The sequence below is a fragment of the Nocardioides sp. Leaf374 genome, from assembly GCF_916862475.1.
In the GTDB taxonomy this organism is placed as follows: Bacteria; Actinomycetota; Actinomycetes; order Propionibacteriales; family Nocardioidaceae; genus Nocardioides; species Nocardioides kribbensis.
The window spans coordinates 41,490-61,634 of record NZ_CAKASO010000023.1; the positions used below are offsets into that span (position 1 = coordinate 41,490).

Consider the following 20,145-nt stretch of genomic DNA (forward strand, 5'->3'; position numbering starts at 1 on the left):
GCTGGTCGTATCGCCCTCGTGGCCCGACACCGGATCGAACGACAGCGCACCCACGGCGAGCAGGCCGTGCTCATCGCCGCGGCCCTGCTCACCCTCGCGCTGGTGCTGACCACGTGCCTGGCCCTGGCGGCGAGCGCCCGCGGCGCCGAGCCCGCGGCGAGCGCCGCACCGGCCCGGCTGGCCGCGGCGGCACCGCCGGACTTCCTCGGCACCCTGGCCGGGCCCTCCCAGGCGGCGATGTACCCCTCCGGCCTCGAGGTCGACGCGGTCCACGACCGGCTCGTCGTGGCCGACACCGGCCGCGACCGCGTGCTGTTCTACAGCCGCACCGGCACCAAGCTCGGCGGCTTCGGCACCTACGGCACCGAGCCCGGGCAGATGGCCAGCCCGCGCGACGTGGCGGTCGACGAGGCCGGCGACGTCTACGTCGCCGACGCCGAGAACAACCGGATCCAGAAGTTCACCGCCACCGGCACCTTCCTGTGGCAGCGCGGCGGCCTCGGCACCGGCAACGAGACCCTCAACACCCCCATCGGCGTCACCTGGGACGCCGCCAACGACGTGCTGCTCGTCGCCTCGACCGGTCAGTCGCTGGTCAAGGCCTGGGACGCCGACGGGGTCTTCCGCTGGAAGTCGCCCACCGGCACCGCGCTGGGCGCCAACGGCATCCGCGACGTCGCCCGCGGCCCCGACGGCCGGATCTGGCTGACGGCCTACAAGCAGCACCAGGTCAAGGCCTACGACGTGTCGGCGGCCGGGGTGTGGGCGAGCACCACGCCCGCGGTGGTGCTCGGCGACGGCGTCGCCTCGGGCAGCGGCGAGGGTCAGCTCAACTTCCCCTACAACACGGTCTGGTCCGCCGACGGCGACACGGTCTACGTCTCCGACACCGGCAACGGGCGCATCGCTCGCTGGGACCTCTCCGGCCCCACGCCGCAGTGGCTGCCGCCCTTCGGCGGGCGCTGCAGCAACCACCCGCAGCCCTGCGAGGACCCGCCGGTCGACGCGGGTCTGTTCAACCACCTGCGACGTGTGGCCGTCGACGCCGACGGCGCGGTCTACGGCGCCGACTTCTGGGGCGGCGGCCTGGAGGTCTTCAGCCCCGCGGGCGCCTCCGTGCGCTCCATCGAGGGCGCCGAGGCACCGGCCCCCGGCTTCGCCGAGGCCTACGCCGTCGACGTGGCCCCCAGCGGCCAGGTCTACGTCATGGACCGCCTCAACCACCGCATCCAGCGCTTCCGCCCCGACGGCACGTACGTCGACCGGGTCGGTGCCCGCGGCACCCAGCCGGCGACGTTCTCCTGGCCCGAGGGCGTGACGACCGGGCCCGACGGCTCGGTGTGGGCCGTCGACACGCGCGGTGACCGCATCGAGCGCTTCGCCGCCGACCTCTCGCCCACCGGCGTGCCGTCCTACGGCTCCACGGGCAGCGAGACGGGCCGCTTCAACTACCCCTCCAACGCCGACGTCGGCGCCGACGGCGTGGTCTGGGTGGCCGACACCCGCAACCACCGCCTGCAGACCTTCGACCCCGCGAGCGGCACCTTCGCCACCGTCGGCTCCCAGGGCGCGGCCCCCGGACAGCTGCAGGACCCCATGGGCGTGGCGGTGACGCCGGGCGCGGTCTACGTCGCCGACACCGGCAACGACCGGGTGCAGAAGCTCGCCCTCGACGGCACGCCGCTGGCCTCCTTCGCCACCGGCCTGCTCGGCCCCCAGGGCCTGGAGGTCGCCCCCGACGGCTCGGTCTGGGTGGCCGACACCGGCAACAGCCGCCTGGTGCACCTCTCGGCCGACCTCGTCGACCTCGGCGACGGCTTCGGCTCGCGCGGCAACGGCGACACCCAGTTCTTCGACCCCCACGACCTCGCCTTCGGCAACGACCGGATGTACGTCGCCGACACCTACAACGACCGCGTCCAGGTCTTCGCCGCCCCCGGCCCGGTCGACCTGCCGCAGGAGCCGCTGAGCCCGGTCTACCGCGACCAGCTCTCCGACCCCGGCGGTCGCGCCCCGGTCTACCCCGCCGGCCTCGCCGTGGTCGACGGCACCTGGTACGTCGCCGACTCCGGGGGCAGCCGGGTCGTGACCCTCGACCCCGCCACCGGCACCGTCACGCCGCTGACCACGACCGGTCTCACCGACCCCCGCGACCTCGAGCTCGACGCGGCCGACCCCACCGCGCTGTGGGTGACCGACACCGGCGGCAACCGTGTCGTGCGCCTCTCGCGCACCGGCCAGCAGCTCGGCACCATCGGCGGGCTGACCCAGCCCTACGGCCTGGCCAACGACGCCACCCGGGTCTACGTGGCCAACACCTACGCCAACAGCGTGCGGGCCCTCACCCGTGCCGGGGCGACGGCCTGGACCCAGACCACCTGCGGCGGCACCGCCTTCTCCCGCCCCCGCGACGTCGGTCTGGCCGACGACGGCCGGGTCCTGGTCGCCGACACCGACAACGACCGGATCGTGGTGCTCGAGGCGGCCACCGGCGCCTGCGTGCGCACCTTCGGCACCCGTGGCACCGGGGCGGTGCAGTTCAAGTCGCCGCGCAGCGTCACCTCCGACGGCGCGGGCGGCATGTGGGTGGCCGACGCGCTCAACTACCGCGTGCAGCACCTCACCGCCACGGGCGGCTCGCTCGGCGCGACCCCCGTCGCGGCCTACGGCGACGGGGCCCAGCAGTTCCGCTCGCCGCACTGCGTCACCCGGCTGCCGGGCACCACCGAGGTCGCGGTGTGCGACACGTTCAACTTCCGGCTCGCGGTCTACGACGGCGCCGGCGCGTCCCCGGCGTACGACCGGACGGTGGGGGGCACGAAGCCGACCGCCGGCGGCTTCAACGGCGCCTTCGCGGTGGCCTACGGCCCCGACGGCTCGCTCTACGCCGCCGACTGGTTCAACCACCGCATCCAGCGCTTCGCGCCCGACGGCTCCTACGTCTCGCAGTGGGGCGGCTACGGGCCGCAGAACGGCTCGCTGATCTTCCCGCGCGGACTGCTCGTCACCGCCGCGGGCGACGTCGTCGTCACCGACAGCGAGAACAACCGCATCGACGTCTTCACCGCCGCCGGCGCCTTCGTGCGCCAGGTCAAGCCCCCGGCCGGCACGACCTTGAGCCGCCCGCACCAGACCGCGCTCGACGGCAGCGGCGGCTACTGGATCGCCGACACCAACAACAACCGCGTCGTGCACCTCGCCTCCGACGGTGCCGTGCTGGGCACGTTCCCGGTCGCGGGCGCCGCGGCGGCCAGCAGGCCCGAGGGCGTCGCGGTCGACGCCGACGGCACGCTGCTGGTCTCCAACACCCAGAACAACCGCGTCGAGCGCTACTCCACCGCCGGCGCCCTCCTCGCCACCGTGGCCGCCTCCGGCACCGGCAGCGGCCAGGTGCGCAAGCCCGGCGGCCTCCTGGTCACCGGCACCGGCGCCGACCGGCGCCTCCACATCGCCGACGCCGGCAACGACCGCGTGGTCGTGCTCGACGCCACCGGCGCGGTCGAGACCACCTTCGGCTCCACGGGGTCGGGCAGCGGTCAGCTCGAGCAGCCCCGCGGGGTCGCCGTCGACCCCACCGACGGCGACCTCGCGGTGGCCGACTACGGCAACGACCGGGTCTCGCTGTGGGACCCCCAGGGCACCCCGCCGCCGCCCGACACCACGGGCCCGGGCGTGACGGTCACGGCACCGGCCGCGGGTGCCTCGCTCCCAGCGGGCAGCGTCGCGGTCACCGGCACGGCCACCGACGACACCTCGGTCGCCGGGGTCACCGTGGCGGTGCAGCGCGCCGACGGCAGCTGGCTCCAGGCCTCCGGGGCGTGGGGGAGCACCCGCCAGGAGCTCGACGCGACCCTCGCCGCCCCCGGGTCCACCTCGACCGGCTTCTCGCTGTCCTTCGTCGCCGGCACCGCCGGCGGCCACACCGTGAGCGTCACCGCCCGTGACCAGGCGGCCAACCCGGCCACCGCGACCCGGTCCTTCACGGTCGCGGGCGCCGACACCGGGGCGCCCGACACGGTCGTGACCTCCCCGGCGCAGGACGCCGTCGTGGCGCCGCCGACGCTGTCGCTGACCGGCACCGCCAGCGACCCCGCAGGCGGGTCGGGCGTCGCCTCGGTCACGGTGCTGGTCAAGGACCGCGACACCGGGCTGTGGCTCAAGGCCGACGGCAGCTGGGGGAGCACCACGGCGGGCGCCCAGCGCCTGGCCGACCTCGCAGCGCCCGGCGCCGCGAGCACCGGCTGGTCCCTCGACGTGCCGCTGGCGACCGGGAGGTACCTGCTGACGGCGCGGTCCCGCGACGGTGCCGGCAACCAGGACACCACCCCCGCCTCGCGGCAGGTCACGGTGCGCGCGAGCGACAGCGTGGCCCCCGACGCCACCGTCACCAGCCCGGCCCAGGGGGCGCAGGTGCCGCTCGGGGCCGTCCCGCTGCGCGGCGGCGCCACCGACGACACCGGGGTCGCCACGGTGCTGCTGGCCGTGCAGGACACCGTGTCGAAGGAGTGGCTGCGCCCCGACGGCAGCTTCGGGGCGTCCTACCGCACCGTGACCGCCGTCCTCGCCGCCCCCGGTGCGACGAGCACCACCTGGGCCTTCACCTTCCAGCCGCCGCTGGCGCGGACCTACGCCGTCACCGCCATCGCCCGCGACGCCGCCGGCAACCAGGACCCCACCAAGCCCCGCAGCACCTTCACCGTCACCCCGTGACGGCTCCGCCCGCCCGCCCCGGCGGCACCTGCACCCGACACCACCACGAGGACCCGATGCCCACCACCCGCCGCACCCCCGCACCGCTGGCCGTCCTGGCCGCCCTGGCCGGGCTGGTGCTCAGCGCCGCCCTCGTCGTCGCGGCCCCCGCCTCGGCCGGCCCCGCCGACCCGGGGCCGGTGCTCGGCGGGCCGCTGCACGCCGAGATGTACCCCTCGGGGGTCGAGACGGCGCCCGACGGCACGGTCGTGGTCGCCGACACCGGCAACAACCGGGTCGCGCGCTACACCGCCGACGGCACGCTCGTGTGGTCGGTGGGCACCTACGGCGCGGGCACCGGACAGTTCGACAACCCCCGCGACGTGGGCGTCGACGCCCAGAACAACGTCTACGTCGCCGACACCCGCAACAGCCGCATCGTCAAGCTCTCCCCGAGCGGTGCCTGGCTGGGCTCCACCACCGGACCCGCCACGGCCTTCTCCTTCCCCCTCGGGGTCTCCGCGAAGGGCGACAAGGTCTACGTCGGCGACACCGGCCGCGCCCGCGTCGTCGTGCTCGACGACGACCTGGCGGTCCTGCAGACCGTCGTGGCCAACGGTGCCTGCACGAACATCAACGACAACCGCGACGCGCAGGCCGACAGCGCCGGCAACATCTACGTCGCCGGCTACAAGACCAACCAGGTCGTGAAGTTCGCCCCCGACGGCACCTGCCTGGCGACGTGGGGCGGCACCGGCACCGCGGAGGGCAAGTTCCGCACCCCCTACGGCATCGCCACCGCCCTCGACCCGGTGACGGGCCAGGAGCTGGTCTACGTCGCCGACGGGCTCAACAACCGGGTGCAGGTCTTCACCACCACCGGCACGTTCGTCACCGCCTTCGGCACCTACGGCGAGCCCACCACCGTGGGCACGTTCACCACGATGCGCCGCGTCGCGGTGGCCCAGGACGGCAGCGGCGACGTGTGGGCCGCCGACCTGTGGGGCGACCGGGTCGAGCGCTGGGAGCGCACCGCCACCGGCTTCTCCTACGACCGCACCATCGGCGCGGTGATGCCCGAGGCCACCTCCACCGCGGTCTTCCACGAGCCGCGCGGCATGGCGCTCGCACCCGACGGCGACCTGTGGGTCTCCGACACCGTGCACCACCAGTTCCGCCGCTTCGACGCCTCGGGGTCCCTGGTCGGCCACTGCGGCCAGCGCGCCGCCGAGGGCACCCAGCTGGGGCAGTTCAACTGGCCCCGCGGCCTCGCGGTCGACCCCGCCACCGGCGACCTGTGGGTGGCCGACACCAAGCAGCACCAGCTGCAGGTGCTCGACGAGGGCTGCACCGGCATCGGCTTCGTCAAGAACGCCCCGGCCGGCGCCGACACCCGCTCCTTCAACTGGCCCTACGACATCGCCATCCGCGCCTCCGACCGCTACGCCTTCGTCGTCGACACCCAGAACCACCGCATCAAGGCCTACGACGTCGCCGGCGCGGTCTTCGGCACCGACAACAAGGGCCCGCTGCCCGTGCACGTCTTCGGCTCCCGCGGCGCCGGGGCCACCAACTTCCGCTTCCCCAGCGCGGTGGCCGTCGGCCCCGACGGCCACGTCTACGTCGCCGACCGCGGCAACAACCGGGTGCAGGAGCTGACCTACTCGCCGGCCGTGGGCTTCGCGCCCGTGCGGAGCTGGACCGCGGGCGGCACGCTCGACGCCCCCGAGGGCGTCGGCGTGGACCCCACGGGCCGTGTCGTGGTGGCCGACAGCGGCGACGACGAGATGGTCGTGCTGGCCCCCGACCGCAGCGTCGAGGCCACCGTCGGCGGCCTGCACCACCCCTCGGCGGTCGAGGTCGGGCCCACCGGCACCATCTACCTCGCCGACACCTACGCCGACGTCGTGCGCACCTACACGATGGGCGCCTCGCCGCCGCCCGACACGACCGCGCCGAGCGGCTCGCTGACCGCGCCCAGCGCGGGCCAGCAGGTGCCCGTGGGGCCGGTGACCCTGACCGGCACCGCGAGCGACGACCGCTCCGTCGCGGCGGCGTACGTCGCCGTGCGCCGTGGTGACACCTCCACCTGGCTGCGCCCCGACGGCAGTTGGGGCGCCTTCACCTGGGTGCCCACCACCCTGGCCGCCCCGGGCTCGACCTCGACCGGCTGGTCGCTGGGCCTCACGCTGCCCAGCGCGACCGGCTACGCCGTGCAGGTGCGCGTCGACGACGCCAGCGGCAACCAGAACCCGACGCCGCGACCGGCGACGTCCTTCACCGCGACCAGCGGCGGCAGCGACACCGCCACGCCGGTCGTGACCATCACGGCGCCCGCCGCGGGCGCCTCCGTGCCCGCGCCGGTGAGCATCACCGGCTCGGCCAGCGACGACCGGGGGGTCGCAGCCGTGAAGCTCGGCATCAAGCAGTCCTCGACCGGCCTGTGGTGGAACGGCACCACCTGGCAGGCCGCGGCCACCAAGGTCAGCGCCGTGCTCGCCGCGCCCGGCGGCGCCTCGACGACCTGGTCCTACGAGCTGGCCGGGGTCGCCCCGGGCGGCTACGGCTTCTCCACCGACGCCACCGACACCGCGGGCCGGCTCGCGACCGGCACGGGCAAGCCCGGCTGGCGGTCCTTCACGGTGACCCCGTGAGCGCCCCGGTGAGCACGGCGCGGCGGCGGGTGCCCCCGGTGGTGCTGGCGCTGGCCGTCGTCGCCGCAGGTCTGGTCTTCGTGGGCCTGAGCAGCCCGCCGGCGCAGGCGGCGTGGAGCGCCCCGGCGCTGGTGCGCTCGATCAGCGGCAACGGCCGCCCCGGTGTCTTCCCGTGGGGGGTCCAGGTCAACCCCGTCAACGGCGAGGTCGTGGTGGGCGACTACCTCAACAACCAGGTGCGCCGCTACACGCCGGCCGGGCGGGTCCTCGGCTCGTTCTACCGCGCCAACGCGACGGGCCAGCCGTACTCGATCGGTGTCGACCCCCGCCAGGGCGACATCTACGTGCCGGAGATCGCCGACGGCCAGCCGGGCAACAAGGTCGTGCAGTACAGCAAGGACGGTGCGTTCCTGCGCCAGCTCACCCTCAACGGCATCGACTACCAGGCCTGGATCAGCATCGACGCCGCCGGCAACCTGGTGCAGGCCGACAGCCACTACGCCAACTCGCTGACCAACCCGCCCGCCGTGCGGGTCTGGCGGCTCTCCGACGGGCGCAACACCCGCACCTTCAACGTGCTCCCGCCCGGCACCACGAGCAGCACCATCCCGCGCATCTACGGCATCGACACCGACGCGGCCGGGAACTTCTGGCTCACCGACACCTTCAACAACCGGATCCTCAAGTACTCACCCACCGGCTCCTACCTGGCCACCTACGGCGCCGACGTGCTCGGCGGCGACGCGCGCGGCATGGCCGTCGACGACGCGCGCAACCGGCTCTACGTCTCGGTGCCCACCACCGGCGTGGTGGAGGTCTTCGACCTGCAGGGCAACCACGTCGACACCCTCGGCGCCGGGGCCGGCACCGGCCCGCTGAACCTGGGCAGCCCGCGCCAGCCCGCGGTGGCGCCCGACGGCACGGTCTACGTCGCGGAGTACGGCAACGCCCGCGTCCACCGCTTCACCGCCACCGGCGAGGACGCCGGCTTCTTCCCGCGCCCCGCGCAGCCGGCCGTCGCCGGCCAGCTCGGCGAGCCGCGCGACGTCGACGTCGACGACCAGACCGGCGACGTGTGGGTGGCCGACTCGTGGAACCAGCGCTTCCAGCGCTTCGCCCCGACCGGTGCCTTCATCGGCACCTGGGGCACCCGCTCGGCCTCGCCGACCTACGGCATGAACTACCCCCGCGGGATCGGCGTCGACCCCGTCAGCAGGCGGGTCTGGATCGCCAACCAGCGCGGGCACCACATCAAGCGCTACGAGTACGACGGCACCTTCGTCGACCAGCTCGGCAGCGCCGAGAGCGACTCGGCCGACCCGGGCTCCTTCCGGTGGCCGCTCGACATCGAGTTCCAGGCCGGGCGGGCCATCGTGACCGACCGCAACTCCAGCAAGGTCAAGATCCTCGACGCCGCCTCCGGCACGGAGATCGGCCAGATCACGCGGGCCGGCAACCACGGCGGGGCGATCGACCCGGCCACCGGCAACGTGTTCCTCGCCGACGGCACCAAGGTCTACGTCTACAACCCCACCGGCACCACCCTGCTGACCAGCTTCGGCACGTCCGGCACCGGCGACGGGCAGTTCCGCCACATCTGGGACATGGTCGTCAGCAACGGCGTGCTCTACGTCACCGACGACCTGGCCTCGCGGGTGCAGGCCTTCACGACCTCGGGCACCTTCCTGGGCAAGTGGGGCGGCTACGGCCAGGGCGCCTACCAGTTCAAGAACCCCTCGGGCATCGCCACCGACGACGAGGGCCTGCTCTACGTCGCCGACGCGGGCAACGACCGCGTGATGGTCTTCGACCCCGCCAGGGCCCGGGGCGGCAGCGCCTGGCCGCCGCCGACCACGACCCTGGCCTACCCGGGTCAGGGCGCCACCGTGCCGGCCCGTCCGGTGCGCCTCAGCGGCACCGTGACCGACGAGACCGGGGTGGCCTCGGTGCAGGTGGCCGTGCAGGACACCGGCACCGGGCTGTGGTTCGACGCGGGCAACTCGACCTGGTCGACCACGCAGACCTGGGCGCTGAGCCCGCTGGTCGGCGACACCGCCCGGAGCATGACCTGGGCGTGGAGCTTCATCGGCGTGGAGTACTCCGGCAGCTTCCACGCCGAGGTGCGCGGCGTCGACGTCGCCGGCAACGCCTCGCCCCCGACCTCCGTCGACTTCACGGTGGTGCCCGAGACCACCACCGACACCGTGGCCCCGGAGACGGTGCTCACCAACCCCTCGCCCGACGACAGCGTGGCCATCGAGCCGCCGCTGGTGGTGTCGGGCGACGCGGCCGACGACACCGGCGTGGAGTCGGTGGAGGTCAGGATCCGCCGCAGCGGCACCGGGCAGTTCCTGCAGCCCGACGGCTCGTTCTCGACGACCGCCGCCTGGCTCCCGGCCGCGCTCTCCGACCCCTCCACCGGCTCGACCGCGTGGAGCTGGTCGTGGGCCGACCCGTCGCCCGACGGCTACGAGGTCGCCACCCGCGCCACCGACGTGCTGGGGGCCGGTGCCGTCGCCGTGGTCGGCTCCTTCACGCTCACCGGCGTGCTGCCGCCCGACACCACGCCACTGGTGCTCTCGGACTCCCAGCCGGCCGCCGGCTCCACCGTGACCGCCGACGCCGCCACCCTCGGCGGCACCGCCACCGACGACCGCGCGGTGGCCTCGGTCGACGTCGCGCTCAAGGACAAGACCACGGGCCGGTGGCTGCGCCCCGACGGCTCCTGGGGCGCCTTCAGCTGGCTCCCGGCGGCGCTGGCCCCGCCCGGAGCGGCGAGCACCACGTGGTCGCGCCCCTGGGCCGCGGCCCCGGGGTCCTACGGCTACCAGCTGCGGGCCTCCGACGCCGCCGGCAACCCCACCACGCAAGCCTTCCGCTCCTTCACCGTCGCTCCCTGAGGAGGTCGTCACCGTGTCCCGTCCCACCCCGTCGCGCCGGCGGCGCCGAGGCACCGCGGCCCTCGTGGCGGTCGTCGCCGCCCTGGCGGCGGTCGCGGCCGGCACGCTCAGCCTGCCCCTGCCACCGGCGCAGGCCGCGGTCACCGCCACCTGGGTGCGCCAGATCGGCGGTCCGGGCCACGCCGGGCTCTACGCCTGGGGCGCGGCCACGGCCCGTGACGGGTCGATCCTGGTGGGCGACTACAACAACTACGACGTCAAGCGCTACTCACCCGACGGCGAGCTGCTCCAGGTGATCGGGGGCAAGGGGAGTGGGCCGGGGCAGACCAACCAGCCCTACGGCCTGGCCGTCGACCCCACGTCCGGCGTGCTCTACGTCGCCGACACCGTCCCGCGCGAGATCGAGGTCTACGACCCCGACGGCACCCCGCGGGCGACGTGGGACATCGACCCCACCGGGGGCTACTACACGACCCGGCTCGCGGTGAACCACGACGGCTGGGTCTACGCCGTCAACTCGCAGAGCATCAGCCGGACCAGCCCGCACACCGTCAACGTCTACGACCGCACCGGGGCCTTCCTCTTCCGCTTCGGCCGCACGGGCACCGGGCCGGGGGAGACCCTCGGCCTGCGCGGGATCGCGATCGGCCCCGAGGAGCAGGTCTTCGTGCTCGACGCGGGCAACCGCAGGGTGCTCGTCTTCGACCGCGACGGCGCCTACCTGCGCACCTTCGGCACGCCGGGTGCCGGACCCGGCCTCCTGGGCGGTGACCTGCGCGGGCTCGCCCTCGACCTCGACAACGGCTGGGTCTACGTCAGCGACGCCTCCGACGGCACGGTGGAGAAGCTCACCCTCGACGGCACACCGGTGGCCACCCTCACCGTGCCCGGCCCCGACCCGGGCACCACCGGCGGGCCCCGGGAGCTCACCGTGGGGCTCGACCACGCGCTCCACGTCATGGACTACACCGGTCAGCGGGTCCTGGTCTTCAGCCCGTCTGGCGCGCTGGTGCGCGAGGTGCCGGCGGTGCCCGAGCCCGCGCCGCCCGGCGGCTTCAACCAGCCCGAGGGCGTCGCGGTCGACCAGGGCACCGGTCAGGTCTTCGTCGCCGACACCTTCAACCACCGCGTGCAGCGCTTCGGGCGCGCGGGGGGCTACCAGACCTCCTGGGGCTACCGCGGCCGCGGCACGGGCACGGCCATGGACTACCCCCGCGGCGTCGGCGTCGATCCCGCCGACGGCACGGTGTGGCTCAACAACACCCGCTCGGCCGACGTCAAGCACTACACCGCCGACGGTGGCCCCCTCGGCTCCTTCGGCAGCCAGGGAGCCGCTCCCGACCAGCTCTACTACTCCCGCGGGATCCACGTCGGCACCGACGGTCTCCTCTACGTGCCCGACTCCGGCAACCGTCGCCTGCAGGTGCTGACCCGCTCCGGCGACCTGGTCTGGTCGGCGCCGTGCGGCCAGGGCGCCCTCACCGGCAACTACGTCCTCTTCGGCTGCACCTCGGTCGACCGCGACGCCGCCGGCAACGTCTACGCCGCCGCACCCACCGAGGACGTGGTCTACAAGTTCTCCTCCACCGGTGTGCTGCTCGCGAAGCTCGGCAGCCACGGCACGGGGCCCGGACAGCTCGACGGCGCCTACGGCGTGGCCGTGCGCGGCGACCGGCTCTTCGTCTCCGAGACCGACAACAACCGGATCAGCGTGCTGAGCCTCGACGGGGCCTTCGTGGGCTCCTTCGGCGGACCCGGCCGCGCCCACGGCCGCTTCCGACGGCCCACCGCGCTCGCCCTGGATCCCCAGGGCCGGCTCTACGTCACCGACACCGGCAACGACCGGGTGGAGGTCTTCCGTGTGTCCTGACCCGCTGTCCCACTCCCACGCCCCCCTCGAGACCGCGTCAGGGCCCGTCCACGCCCTCGCCGCCGCGCCGCTGCCCGAGGACGCCTCGCCCGCCGCGCGGCTGCGCGCCCGCGCGGGCCGCCACGTGGCCTGGGCCCGCCGCGACGGTCTCGGCCGCCTCGTGGAGGAGGACGGGCTCGACCCGCGCGAGCGGCTGGCCGGGGCGGTGTCGGCGTACCGGTGGCGGCGGGCGCACCCGCGCCCGGCCGGCTCGGCGCGCGCGGTGCTCGTGGTGGGGGTGCAGCGCTCGGGCACCAACATGGTCGTGCGCGGCATCGAGCGCGACCCCTCGGTCGAGGTGCACAACGAGAACGACCGCCGCGCCTTCGCCCGCTTCCAGCTGCGCGACGACGCGGTGGTGCGCGGCGTGGTGGGCGACAGCCGCCACGCCGTGGTGCTGCTCAAGGCGCTGTGCGACAGCGACCGCACCGCGCAGCTGCTCGACCGTCTCGGGCCCGAGAGCCGCGCCGTGTGGGTCTACCGCGACGTCGACGGTCGCGCCGCCTCGGCGGTCGCGAAGTTCGGCGACGTCAACCGACGCGTGCTGGCCGAGATCGCCGCCGCGGCGGCCGAGGGGCGCCGGACGGGCCGCTGGCAGGAGCGCGGCCTCTCGCCGGCCTCCCTCGACCTGGTGCGCTCCCTCGACCCGGCCCGCCTCGACCCCTGGTCGGCCGCGGCGCTCTTCTGGGTGGTGCGCAACCGGCTGCTGCTCGAGGGCGGCCTGCACCGGCGCCGCGACGTGCACGTGGTCTCCTACGAGCGGACCGTCGCCGACCCCGAGCCGTCGGTGGGTGCGATGGCGCGCTTCCTCGGCCTCGAGCCGGCCCCGGGGCTGTGGTCCCACGTCGACGCGCGCAGCGTGCGTCCGCGCCGCCTCGACCTCGACCCGCGCGTGCGAGCGGCGTGCACGGCGCTGGAGACCGACCTGGCCGCCGCGGCCGACGTGTCGCTGCGGCGGCAGGCCCCGCGGGACCCCCGGCGGTGAGGGTGGGTCCTGGCTCGGTCGCGCCTGCGACCGCGGTCGCGGGGGCGCCCCCGACCGGCACGCGCGGCGTGGCCCGCCAGAGCACGCTCAGCGGCTCGGTCGCCACCCTCGCCCTCGGCGCCGGGCTGCTGCTCGACGTCGCGGCGGCCGCCGCCTTCGGGGCCGGTCGCGACACCGACGCCTTCGTCGCCGCCGCGCGGCTGCCGCTGGCCGGCACCGCCGTGCTCCTCCTGCTCGGCAACCAGGTGCTGGTGCCGACCTTCGCCACCTGGGCGGTGACCCTCGAGGCACGGCGGATGCGACGCCTGGTGACGGGCACCCTGCTGGGGGCCGTGGGCATCGGCGCCGCGCTGGCCCTGGCCCTCGGCGCGCTCGGGCCGCTGCTGGCCCGGGTGCTGGCGCCGGGCTTCGACGCCGAGCAGACCGCGCTCACCGCCTCGCTGCTGTGGGTGATGGTCTGGACGCTGCCGCTGGCGGCCGGCTGCGAGGTGCTGCGCTCGTGGTTCAACGCCCGCGCCCAGGTCGTGGTGCCCGCCGCCATGACGGTGGTGATGAACCTGGTGGCCGCCGGCCTGGTGCTCACCTGGCCCGGTGACGTCCGGGTGCTGCCGCTGGCCTACGTCGCCGGCTCGGCCTGCCAGCTGCTGCTGGTGCTCGCGTGGGCGGTGGTGCGGGGCTTCCGGGTGGCCCGCCCGCGCTGGCGCGACCCCGAGCTGGTGGCGCTGCCGCGGCTGCTGGCCCGGCCCTCGACCGCGGCCGGGCTCAACCCGCTCGCCCGCGTCGCCGAGACCGCCATCGCGTCCTTCCTGGCCCCCGGGTCGGCGACGGTGCTGCACTACGGCAACCGGCTGGTCTCCGCCGTCGGCGGCACGGTGCTCTTCCGCTCGGTGATGGTCGCGGTGCTGCCGCGGCTGACCCGGGCCCAGGTCGCGGGCCGCCGCGACGAGGCCGCCGCCCTGGCCACCCTCGGCCTGCGGCTGATGGTGGCGGTCTCGCTGCCGCTGACCGCGCTCACCGTCGTGCTCGCCGTGCCGGGCGTGGAGCTGCTCTTCGGCCTCGGCCGCTTCGGGGAGTCCGACGCCCGGCTGCTGGGGCTGTGCGTGGTCGTGCTCGCGCTGTCCTTCCCGGCCTCGGCGGTGCAGCGGGCGCTGCTGGCTCCCTACTACGCCGCGCGCGACACCCGCGTGCCGCTGCGCAACGCGGTCGTCGGCGTCGCCGTCGACCTGGCGCTGCTGCCGGTGGCGGTGCTGCCCCTGCTCGGCACGGGCTACGAGGTGCTCGGCGTCGCCGCCGCCTTCGTGGCGGGCAACGTCGCCAACGTGGTCCACGCCCACCACTGCCTGGTGCGCTCCGAGCTGCCCCGACCGCGGCTCGACGCCGCGGCGCTGCGCGGGTCGGTGGTGGGGGCGCTCGCCGTCGCCGCGGCCGCCGGCGCGGCCTGGGCGCTCGGCGGCGGTCTCGCCCCGCTGCTGCCGGGCTCGGCCCTGCGCCTCGTGGTCGCGGGCTCGGTCGGCGTCGTGGTCCTCGTGCTCACCGTCGTCGTGCAGCGCCGTGCCTCGACCGGCGGCCGCCACCGGCGCACCGGGGGGGCCGGGTCGTGACCGGCCTGGTGGTCGGCCTCGGCGTGGTGCTCCTCGTGGGCCTCGCGCTGCGGCGCATCGACCTCTTCGTGCTCGTCGTCCTGCTCGTGCGCACCTCCCTCGACGCCGTGCGGGTGCCGGGGCCGGCCGGCCTCGACCCCGCCGCGCTCCTGGGCATCCTGCTGCTGGGCACCGCCTCGACCTGGCTGCTCGCGACCTGGCGCCGCGAGGGCTGGCCGCGGCTCTCCCCGCTCGCCCTGACCTCCCTGGCCTTCGCCGGGGCCGGCCTCGTCGGCGTCGCGGTGGCCCCGGCGTACGCCGTGGCGCTGGTGGAGTGGACGAGGCTGGCCAGCATCGCGGTGACCCTGCTGGTGGTGGAGCGCCTGGCCGCCTCGGCGACCTTCCGGCGCCGTCTGGTGCTCGTGCTGCTGCTGGCCGCGGTGGTGCCGCTGTCGACGGCCGCGGTGCAGGTCGTGCGGGGCGAGGGCCTCTTCGAGGCGGGTGGCTTCGACCGGGCGGTCGGCACCTTCACCCACCCCAACCCCTTCGCGGCCTACCTCTCGATCGTGGTCGTCGTGGCGCTGGCCCAGGTCGTGCACCGCAGCGAGACCCGGCTGCGCCTGGTCTGCGCCGCCGTGGCCGTGCTCGCCTCGCTCGGCCTGCTGGCCACCTACACCCGCGGCGCCTGGCTGGCCGCCCTGCTGGGCGTCGCGGTCGTGGTGGCGCTGCGGCAGCGCCGGCTGCTCCTCGGCGTGGCCGGCGCGCTGGTCGTCGTGCTGCTGCTCGTGCCCGGCATCGCCCAGCGCTTCGGCGACCTCGGCGACGAGGAGAGCCTGCGCGGCGAGCCGGGCAACTCGTTGACCTGGCGTTTCGAGTACTGGTCGGAGGCGCTCGACCTGGCCTCGGAGAGCCCCGTCACCGGCATCGGTCTCAAGCAGGTCGCGGGGGAGAGCCTCGAGGGCAAGCAGCCCCACAACGACTTCCTGCGCGCATACGTCGAGATGGGCCTGCTCGGGCTGCTCGCCTTCACGCTCTTCGTGGCGCAGCTCGCGCGCACCGCCGTGCGCGGCTGGGCCCGCGCCCGGGGCGGCCCGGTCGCCGACCGTGCCCTGGCCGCGGCCTTCGCGGGGGTCGCCGCGGGCTACGTGCTGATGAGCGCCGTGGCCAACCTGATGTCGCAGGTCGTGGTCGGGGTCTACCTCGCCGCGCTGGCCGGCTGCGTCTCGGCGCTGGTGCAGCGCGGCACCGACCCGGCCCCCGGCCCCGTCCCCAATAACGAGCACGGCCGGCCGCCTCGCGCCGAGGAGGACCCCGCCGGCGGCACGGTGGAGCCCGGCACCGGCCGTCGCGCCAGCGCGGCCGGGGAGGCCGTCACCGGGGGAGAGTGAGATGCGCGTCCTGCACGTCAACAAGTTCCTGCACCGCCGCGGCGGGGCCGAGGGCTACATGCTCGACCTGGCCGAGCTGCAACGGGTCGACGGCCACGAGGTCGCCTTCTTCGGGATGCAGCACCCCGACAACGACGTCGCCTCGGTCGGCCGCCCACCGCGCCACGTGGAGTTCGACCCGGCGCCCTCCGGCACGGTCGCCCGCCTCGGGCTGCTCGGGCGCATGGTCTGGTCGGTGCCCGCGGCCCGCGGCATGGCGGCGGCCATCGAGGAGTTCCGCCCCGACGTCGTGCACGCCCACAACGTCTACCACCAGCTCTCGCCGTCGGTGCTCCACGCGGCCTCCTCGCGCGGGGTGCCGGTCGTGCTGACCCTGCACGACTACAAGCTGGTCTGTCCGACCTACCGCTTCCTCGACCACGACGCGCCCTGCACCGCGTGCGTGACGCGCGGCCCGTGGGAGGCCGCCCGGCGCTCCTGCCAGGGCGGCCCGCGCGCGGCCAGCGCCGCCGCGGCGCTCGAGGTCGACCTGCACCGCCGCTTCGGGGCCTACGACGCCGTCGACCGCTTCCTGGCCCCCAGCCGGTTCCTCGGCGACCAGGTGGCCGCCGCCGGCGTGCAGGCGGGCCGCGTGCGCGTGCAGCCCAACTTCGCGGTGCTCGGTGCGCCTCCGGAGGGCCCGCCCGCCGACCCGAGGCTCGTGGTGGCCGCGCGCCTGTCCAGCGAGAAGGGCGTGGACACCCTGGTGCGCGCGGTGGGCGCCCTCGACCTGGCCACCTCCGGTGTCGCCGGGGCCGCCGGGCAGCCCACGGGGCCGGTGCTCGACGTCGCCGGCGACGGGCCCGCCCGCGCCGAGCTGGAGCGGCTCGCCGCGGCCGTCGCCCCGGGGCGCGTGCGCTTCCACGGTCGTCTGGCGCGCGAGGAGCTCCACGCGCTGATGGCCGGCGCCACCGCGTCGGTCGTGCCCTCGCGCTGGCACGAGAACCAGCCGCTGTCGGTGCTGGAGTCGCAGGCCCTCGGGGTGCCGGTCGTGACGACCACGCTCGGCGGGCTGCCGGAGCTGGTCGACGAGACCACGGGCTGGCTCGTGCCGCCCGACGACCCCGCCCGGCTCACCGAGGTGCTCGGCGCGGTGCTCGCCGACCCCGCCCGCGCCAGGCGCCGCGGCCTGGCCGGGAGGGCCCGGGTCGCCCGCGACCACGACCCCCGCACCCACCTCCGCTCCGTCGTCCGGCACTACCAGGAAGCAGGTGCGTCATGACCGTCGTCTCCAGCCGCCCCGGCACGCCCCTCACCCTCGCCCCGAGCGCACCGGGAGCCGCCGGAGCGCCGGCGGGGCCCCGTCGCGACCCACGCGGCCCGCTGCGCATCGCCATGATCGGGCAGCGCGGGCTGCCCGCGCGCGCTGGTGGCGTCGAGCGCCACGTCGAGGAGATCGCCACGCGGCTGGCCGCCCGGGGCCACCACGTCACCGTCTACTGCCGACCGGGCTACGCCGAGCGCACGACCCGCAGCTACCAGGGGGTGCACCTGGCCTCGCTGCCCACCGTGCGCCACGCCGGGGGAGAGGCCTTCGTGCACAGCGCGCTCAGCGCGCTCGTCGCGGCCGGCGCCCACCTCGACGTGGTGCACTACCACGCCCTGGGTCCCGGCCTGTTCTCCCCGCTGACCCGCTCGCTGAGCCGCGCCGCGGTCGTGCAGACCGTGCACGGTCTCGACGACCAGCGCGACAAGTGGGGCGGTGGGGCGCAGCGCGTGCTGCGTGCCGGCCGGACCCTGTCGGCCCACGTGCCCGACGAGGTGGTGGTGGTCTCCCGCGCGCTCGCCGAGCACTACCGCGACGAGCTGGGCCGCTACACCACCTACATCGGCAACGGCGTGCCCGTCGTGCCGACCGCCGACCTCGACCTCCTCGCCGGACTCGGCCTGCGCCCGGGCGGCTACGTCGCCTTCGTCGGGCGCCTGGTGCCGGAGAAGGACCCGCTCGGCCTGGTGCGCGCCTTCCGCGACGTCGCGACCGACCAGCGGCTGGTGCTGGTCGGCGACAGCAGCCACACCGACGCCTACGTCGAGCAGCTGCGCGCGGCCGCCGCCCTGGACCCCCGCGTGCACCTCGTCGGCTACCAGTACGGCGCCCACCTCACCGCCCTGCAGGCCGGGGCCACGCTCGTCGCCCAGCCCTCGCTCCTCGAGGGCCTGCCGATCGCCCTGCTCGAGGCCGCCGCGCACGCCCGGCCCGTCGTGGCCAGCGACATCGCCCCGCACCTGGAGATCCTCGGCGGCTCCGCCCCGGGGCGGGCCGTCTTCCGTGCCGGCGACGGCGACGACCTGCGCCGGGTGCTGCAGAGCGAGCTCGACCGGCCGGCCGCCACCCGTCAGGCCGGCGCCGACCAGCTGCGCGCCGACGCCGTGCGCCGCTACGACTGGGACGTCGCCACCGACCTGCTGGAGTCCGTCTACCGCCGCGCCCGCGCCCGTCGCCAGGGACCGGTGGGCCCGGTGGGTCCTGAGGCCGCGGTCCGGGCCTCCGCGCTCAGCGGATAGGGCCGGGGGAGCGCACCAGGACCGGCGCTGCCCCGACGTCGGACCCCGCGAGGAGCCGGCGACCGGTGGCTGCGCGCAGCCGCCATGCACGCGGCGCGGGGCTCGGGCCGGTCTCTGACCACACCACCGCCCGCCACGGCCGCGGCGACCCGGCCGGCCCGGCGAGCCACCGCACCCCGCGCAGCCCGCGCCGCTCCCGCACCGGGGCCACGGTGCCGGGCCGTGCGCCGGCGAGCGCCCGCGCGAGCACCGCCCAGCCGCGTCCGGCCGGCAGCACGCGGCCGTCGGGGCGGGTCAGCCCACGGAAGACCTGGGCGTCCGCATCGGGGGTCCAGGCCACGGGCAGCTGCACGACCACGCGCACCCCGGAGCCCAGCAGCAGCGCGGTCGATCGCCACAGGTCGCCGGCCTGCCGGCGGGCGTCCCACCGCGGGCCCGGCCAGGCGGTGCCGACCTCCCACGCCTCGACGCGGGCGCCGGTCGGGAGAGCGCCGCGCACGGCCCGCAGCGCCTGGGCCAGCGCCTCCGGCGCCTCGTAGAAGTGCAGCTGGTAGGCGTCGACGACCCCGTCGCGCACCAGCGCGAGCGTGTGGCGCCAGGTCTGCCGGGCCCGCCGAGCGGGCTCGCTGCGCAGGACCGCCGCGAGGCCGTCGCGCCCCCCGACCCGCTCGACCGCGGGCCACCGGCTCGCGCCACCGTCGATGCGGCGCCCGTAGTGGAGCCGGTACGCCGCCAGGGCGGCCCGGTCGCGGTCGCGGGCCAGCAGCCGGGCGGCCAGCACGACGCCGTACCCGGTGCTCGATAGAGCGGAGTCGAGCACCCGCGCGCGGGGGTCGGCGGCGCGCACGACGGGCGCGACCCGGCGCACCAGCCGGTCGTAGGCGGCGGGGGAGGCGGCCCAGAAGCCGGTCACGTCGGTCTCGTTCTCGATCGCCCACACGTGCACGCCCCGCGCGGCGTAGCGCTGCACCACCCGCCGCACGAGCGCGAGGTAGGCGTCGAGGTCGCGCGGCGGGGTCGAGGTCTGCTTGCCCGCCGCCTCGTCGCCGACCCGGCCGGGCGGCAGCGGCACCCGCGGCGGGGTGGTGCCCCAGCACTGGCCGGTGCGCAGCTTGAGCATCGGGGCGTGGCCGAGGGTGACCGCGTCGGAGACCAGCGCGTCGAGACGGGTCCAGTCGAGGACCCCGGGGCGGGGCTCGAGGTCGCACCACTCGACCTCGGCGAAGGTGAGGCCCGCGGGGAAGTCGGCGACGTAGCCGAAGGTGCCGGGCTGGGCCCGGCTCCACTTCAGGCCCAGCCACCCGGCCGCGCCCGCCCTGACCCGGGCGTCGGGGTCGACCGGGAGCACCGGGGCGGGCGTCGCGGAGCCGGTGGTGGTGGGCCGGCCCCCCGGAGGACCCGGCGTCCCTGTCGCGCCGGGCAGCGCGGTCGGCGCGGCCGGCTCCCGGGCGGCGGGGTCGGTCCCGCCGCAGCCGCCCAGCGCGAGGGCGACGACG

At 76.0% G+C, this 20,145-nt stretch carries 10 protein-coding genes; 9 read left to right on the forward strand and 1 reads right to left on the reverse strand.

Going from position 1 to position 20,145, the window contains the following annotated elements; genetic code table 11:
- Window positions 1-18 precede the first annotated feature (18 nt).
- The 9 genes from LPA27_RS11780 to LPA27_RS11820 all read left to right on the forward strand — a co-directional run bounded on the left by LPA27_RS11780 (window position 19) and on the right by LPA27_RS11820 (window position 18,649).
- Window positions 19-4,710 carry an SMP-30/gluconolactonase/LRE family protein gene (locus LPA27_RS11780; RefSeq protein WP_228942548.1) on the forward strand — a complete coding sequence of 1,564 codons (4,692 nt, stop codon included), beginning with the start codon at window positions 19-21 and terminating at the stop codon, window positions 4,708-4,710.
- Window positions 4,711-4,766: 56 nt separating this feature from the next.
- Complete coding sequence (locus LPA27_RS11785) at window positions 4,767-7,343, forward strand: Ig-like domain-containing protein (protein ID WP_228942549.1); 2,577 nt, start codon at window positions 4,767-4,769, stop codon at window positions 7,341-7,343.
- The gene (locus LPA27_RS11790; protein ID WP_228942550.1) at window positions 7,340-10,243 is read left to right on the forward strand and encodes an Ig-like domain-containing protein; all 2,904 of its coding nucleotides are present in this window, start codon (window positions 7,340-7,342) and stop codon (window positions 10,241-10,243) included. The genes LPA27_RS11785 and LPA27_RS11790 overlap by 4 nt, the downstream gene beginning before the upstream one ends.
- A gap of 13 nt (window positions 10,244-10,256) precedes the next feature.
- A complete protein-coding gene (locus LPA27_RS11795) occupies window positions 10,257-12,113 on the forward strand; it encodes a 6-bladed beta-propeller (RefSeq protein ID WP_228942551.1) in 1,857 nt (618 codons plus the stop codon).
- Window positions 12,103-13,137 (forward strand): hypothetical protein, encoded by a 1,035-nt coding sequence (locus LPA27_RS11800; RefSeq protein WP_056903799.1) that lies wholly within the window; start codon window positions 12,103-12,105, stop codon window positions 13,135-13,137. The genes LPA27_RS11795 and LPA27_RS11800 overlap by 11 nt, the downstream gene beginning before the upstream one ends.
- Before the next feature lie 68 nt (window positions 13,138-13,205).
- Complete coding sequence (locus LPA27_RS11805; protein WP_228942552.1) at window positions 13,206-14,738, forward strand: lipid II flippase MurJ; 1,533 nt, start codon at window positions 13,206-13,208, stop codon at window positions 14,736-14,738.
- Window positions 14,735-16,105 carry an O-antigen ligase family protein gene (locus tag LPA27_RS11810; RefSeq protein ID WP_228942553.1) on the forward strand — a complete coding sequence of 457 codons (1,371 nt, stop codon included), beginning with the start codon at window positions 14,735-14,737 and terminating at the stop codon, window positions 16,103-16,105. Before LPA27_RS11805 ends, LPA27_RS11810 begins: the two co-directional genes overlap by 4 nt.
- Before the next feature lies 1 nt (window position 16,106).
- Entirely contained in the window at window positions 16,107-17,366 is a 1,260-nt protein-coding gene (locus tag LPA27_RS11815; RefSeq protein ID WP_228942554.1) for a glycosyltransferase, read from the forward strand.
- Window positions 17,363-18,649, forward strand: coding sequence for a glycosyltransferase family 4 protein (locus LPA27_RS11820; RefSeq protein ID WP_228942555.1), 1,287 nt, complete (start codon window positions 17,363-17,365; stop codon window positions 18,647-18,649). The genes LPA27_RS11815 and LPA27_RS11820 overlap by 4 nt, the downstream gene beginning before the upstream one ends.
- Here LPA27_RS11820 and LPA27_RS11825 read toward each other — a convergent pair.
- A partial coding sequence (locus LPA27_RS11825; protein WP_228942556.1) for a hypothetical protein occupies window positions 18,639-20,145 on the reverse strand: 1,507 nt, incomplete at its 5' end. The two genes, LPA27_RS11820 and LPA27_RS11825, sit on opposite strands and share 11 nt — an antisense overlap.

What these genes read in the sequence shown, in the direction of transcription:
- LPA27_RS11785 (WP_228942549.1), top strand. Translation starts at nt 4,767, where the DNA reads ATGCCCACCACCCGCCGCACCCCCGCACCGCTGGCCGTCCTGGCCGCC.
- LPA27_RS11815 (WP_228942554.1), top strand. Translation starts at nt 16,107, where the DNA reads ATGCGCGTCCTGCACGTCAACAAGTTCCTGCACCGCCGCGGCGGGGCC.
- LPA27_RS11820 (WP_228942555.1), top strand. Translation starts at nt 17,363, where the DNA reads ATGACCGTCGTCTCCAGCCGCCCCGGCACGCCCCTCACCCTCGCCCCG.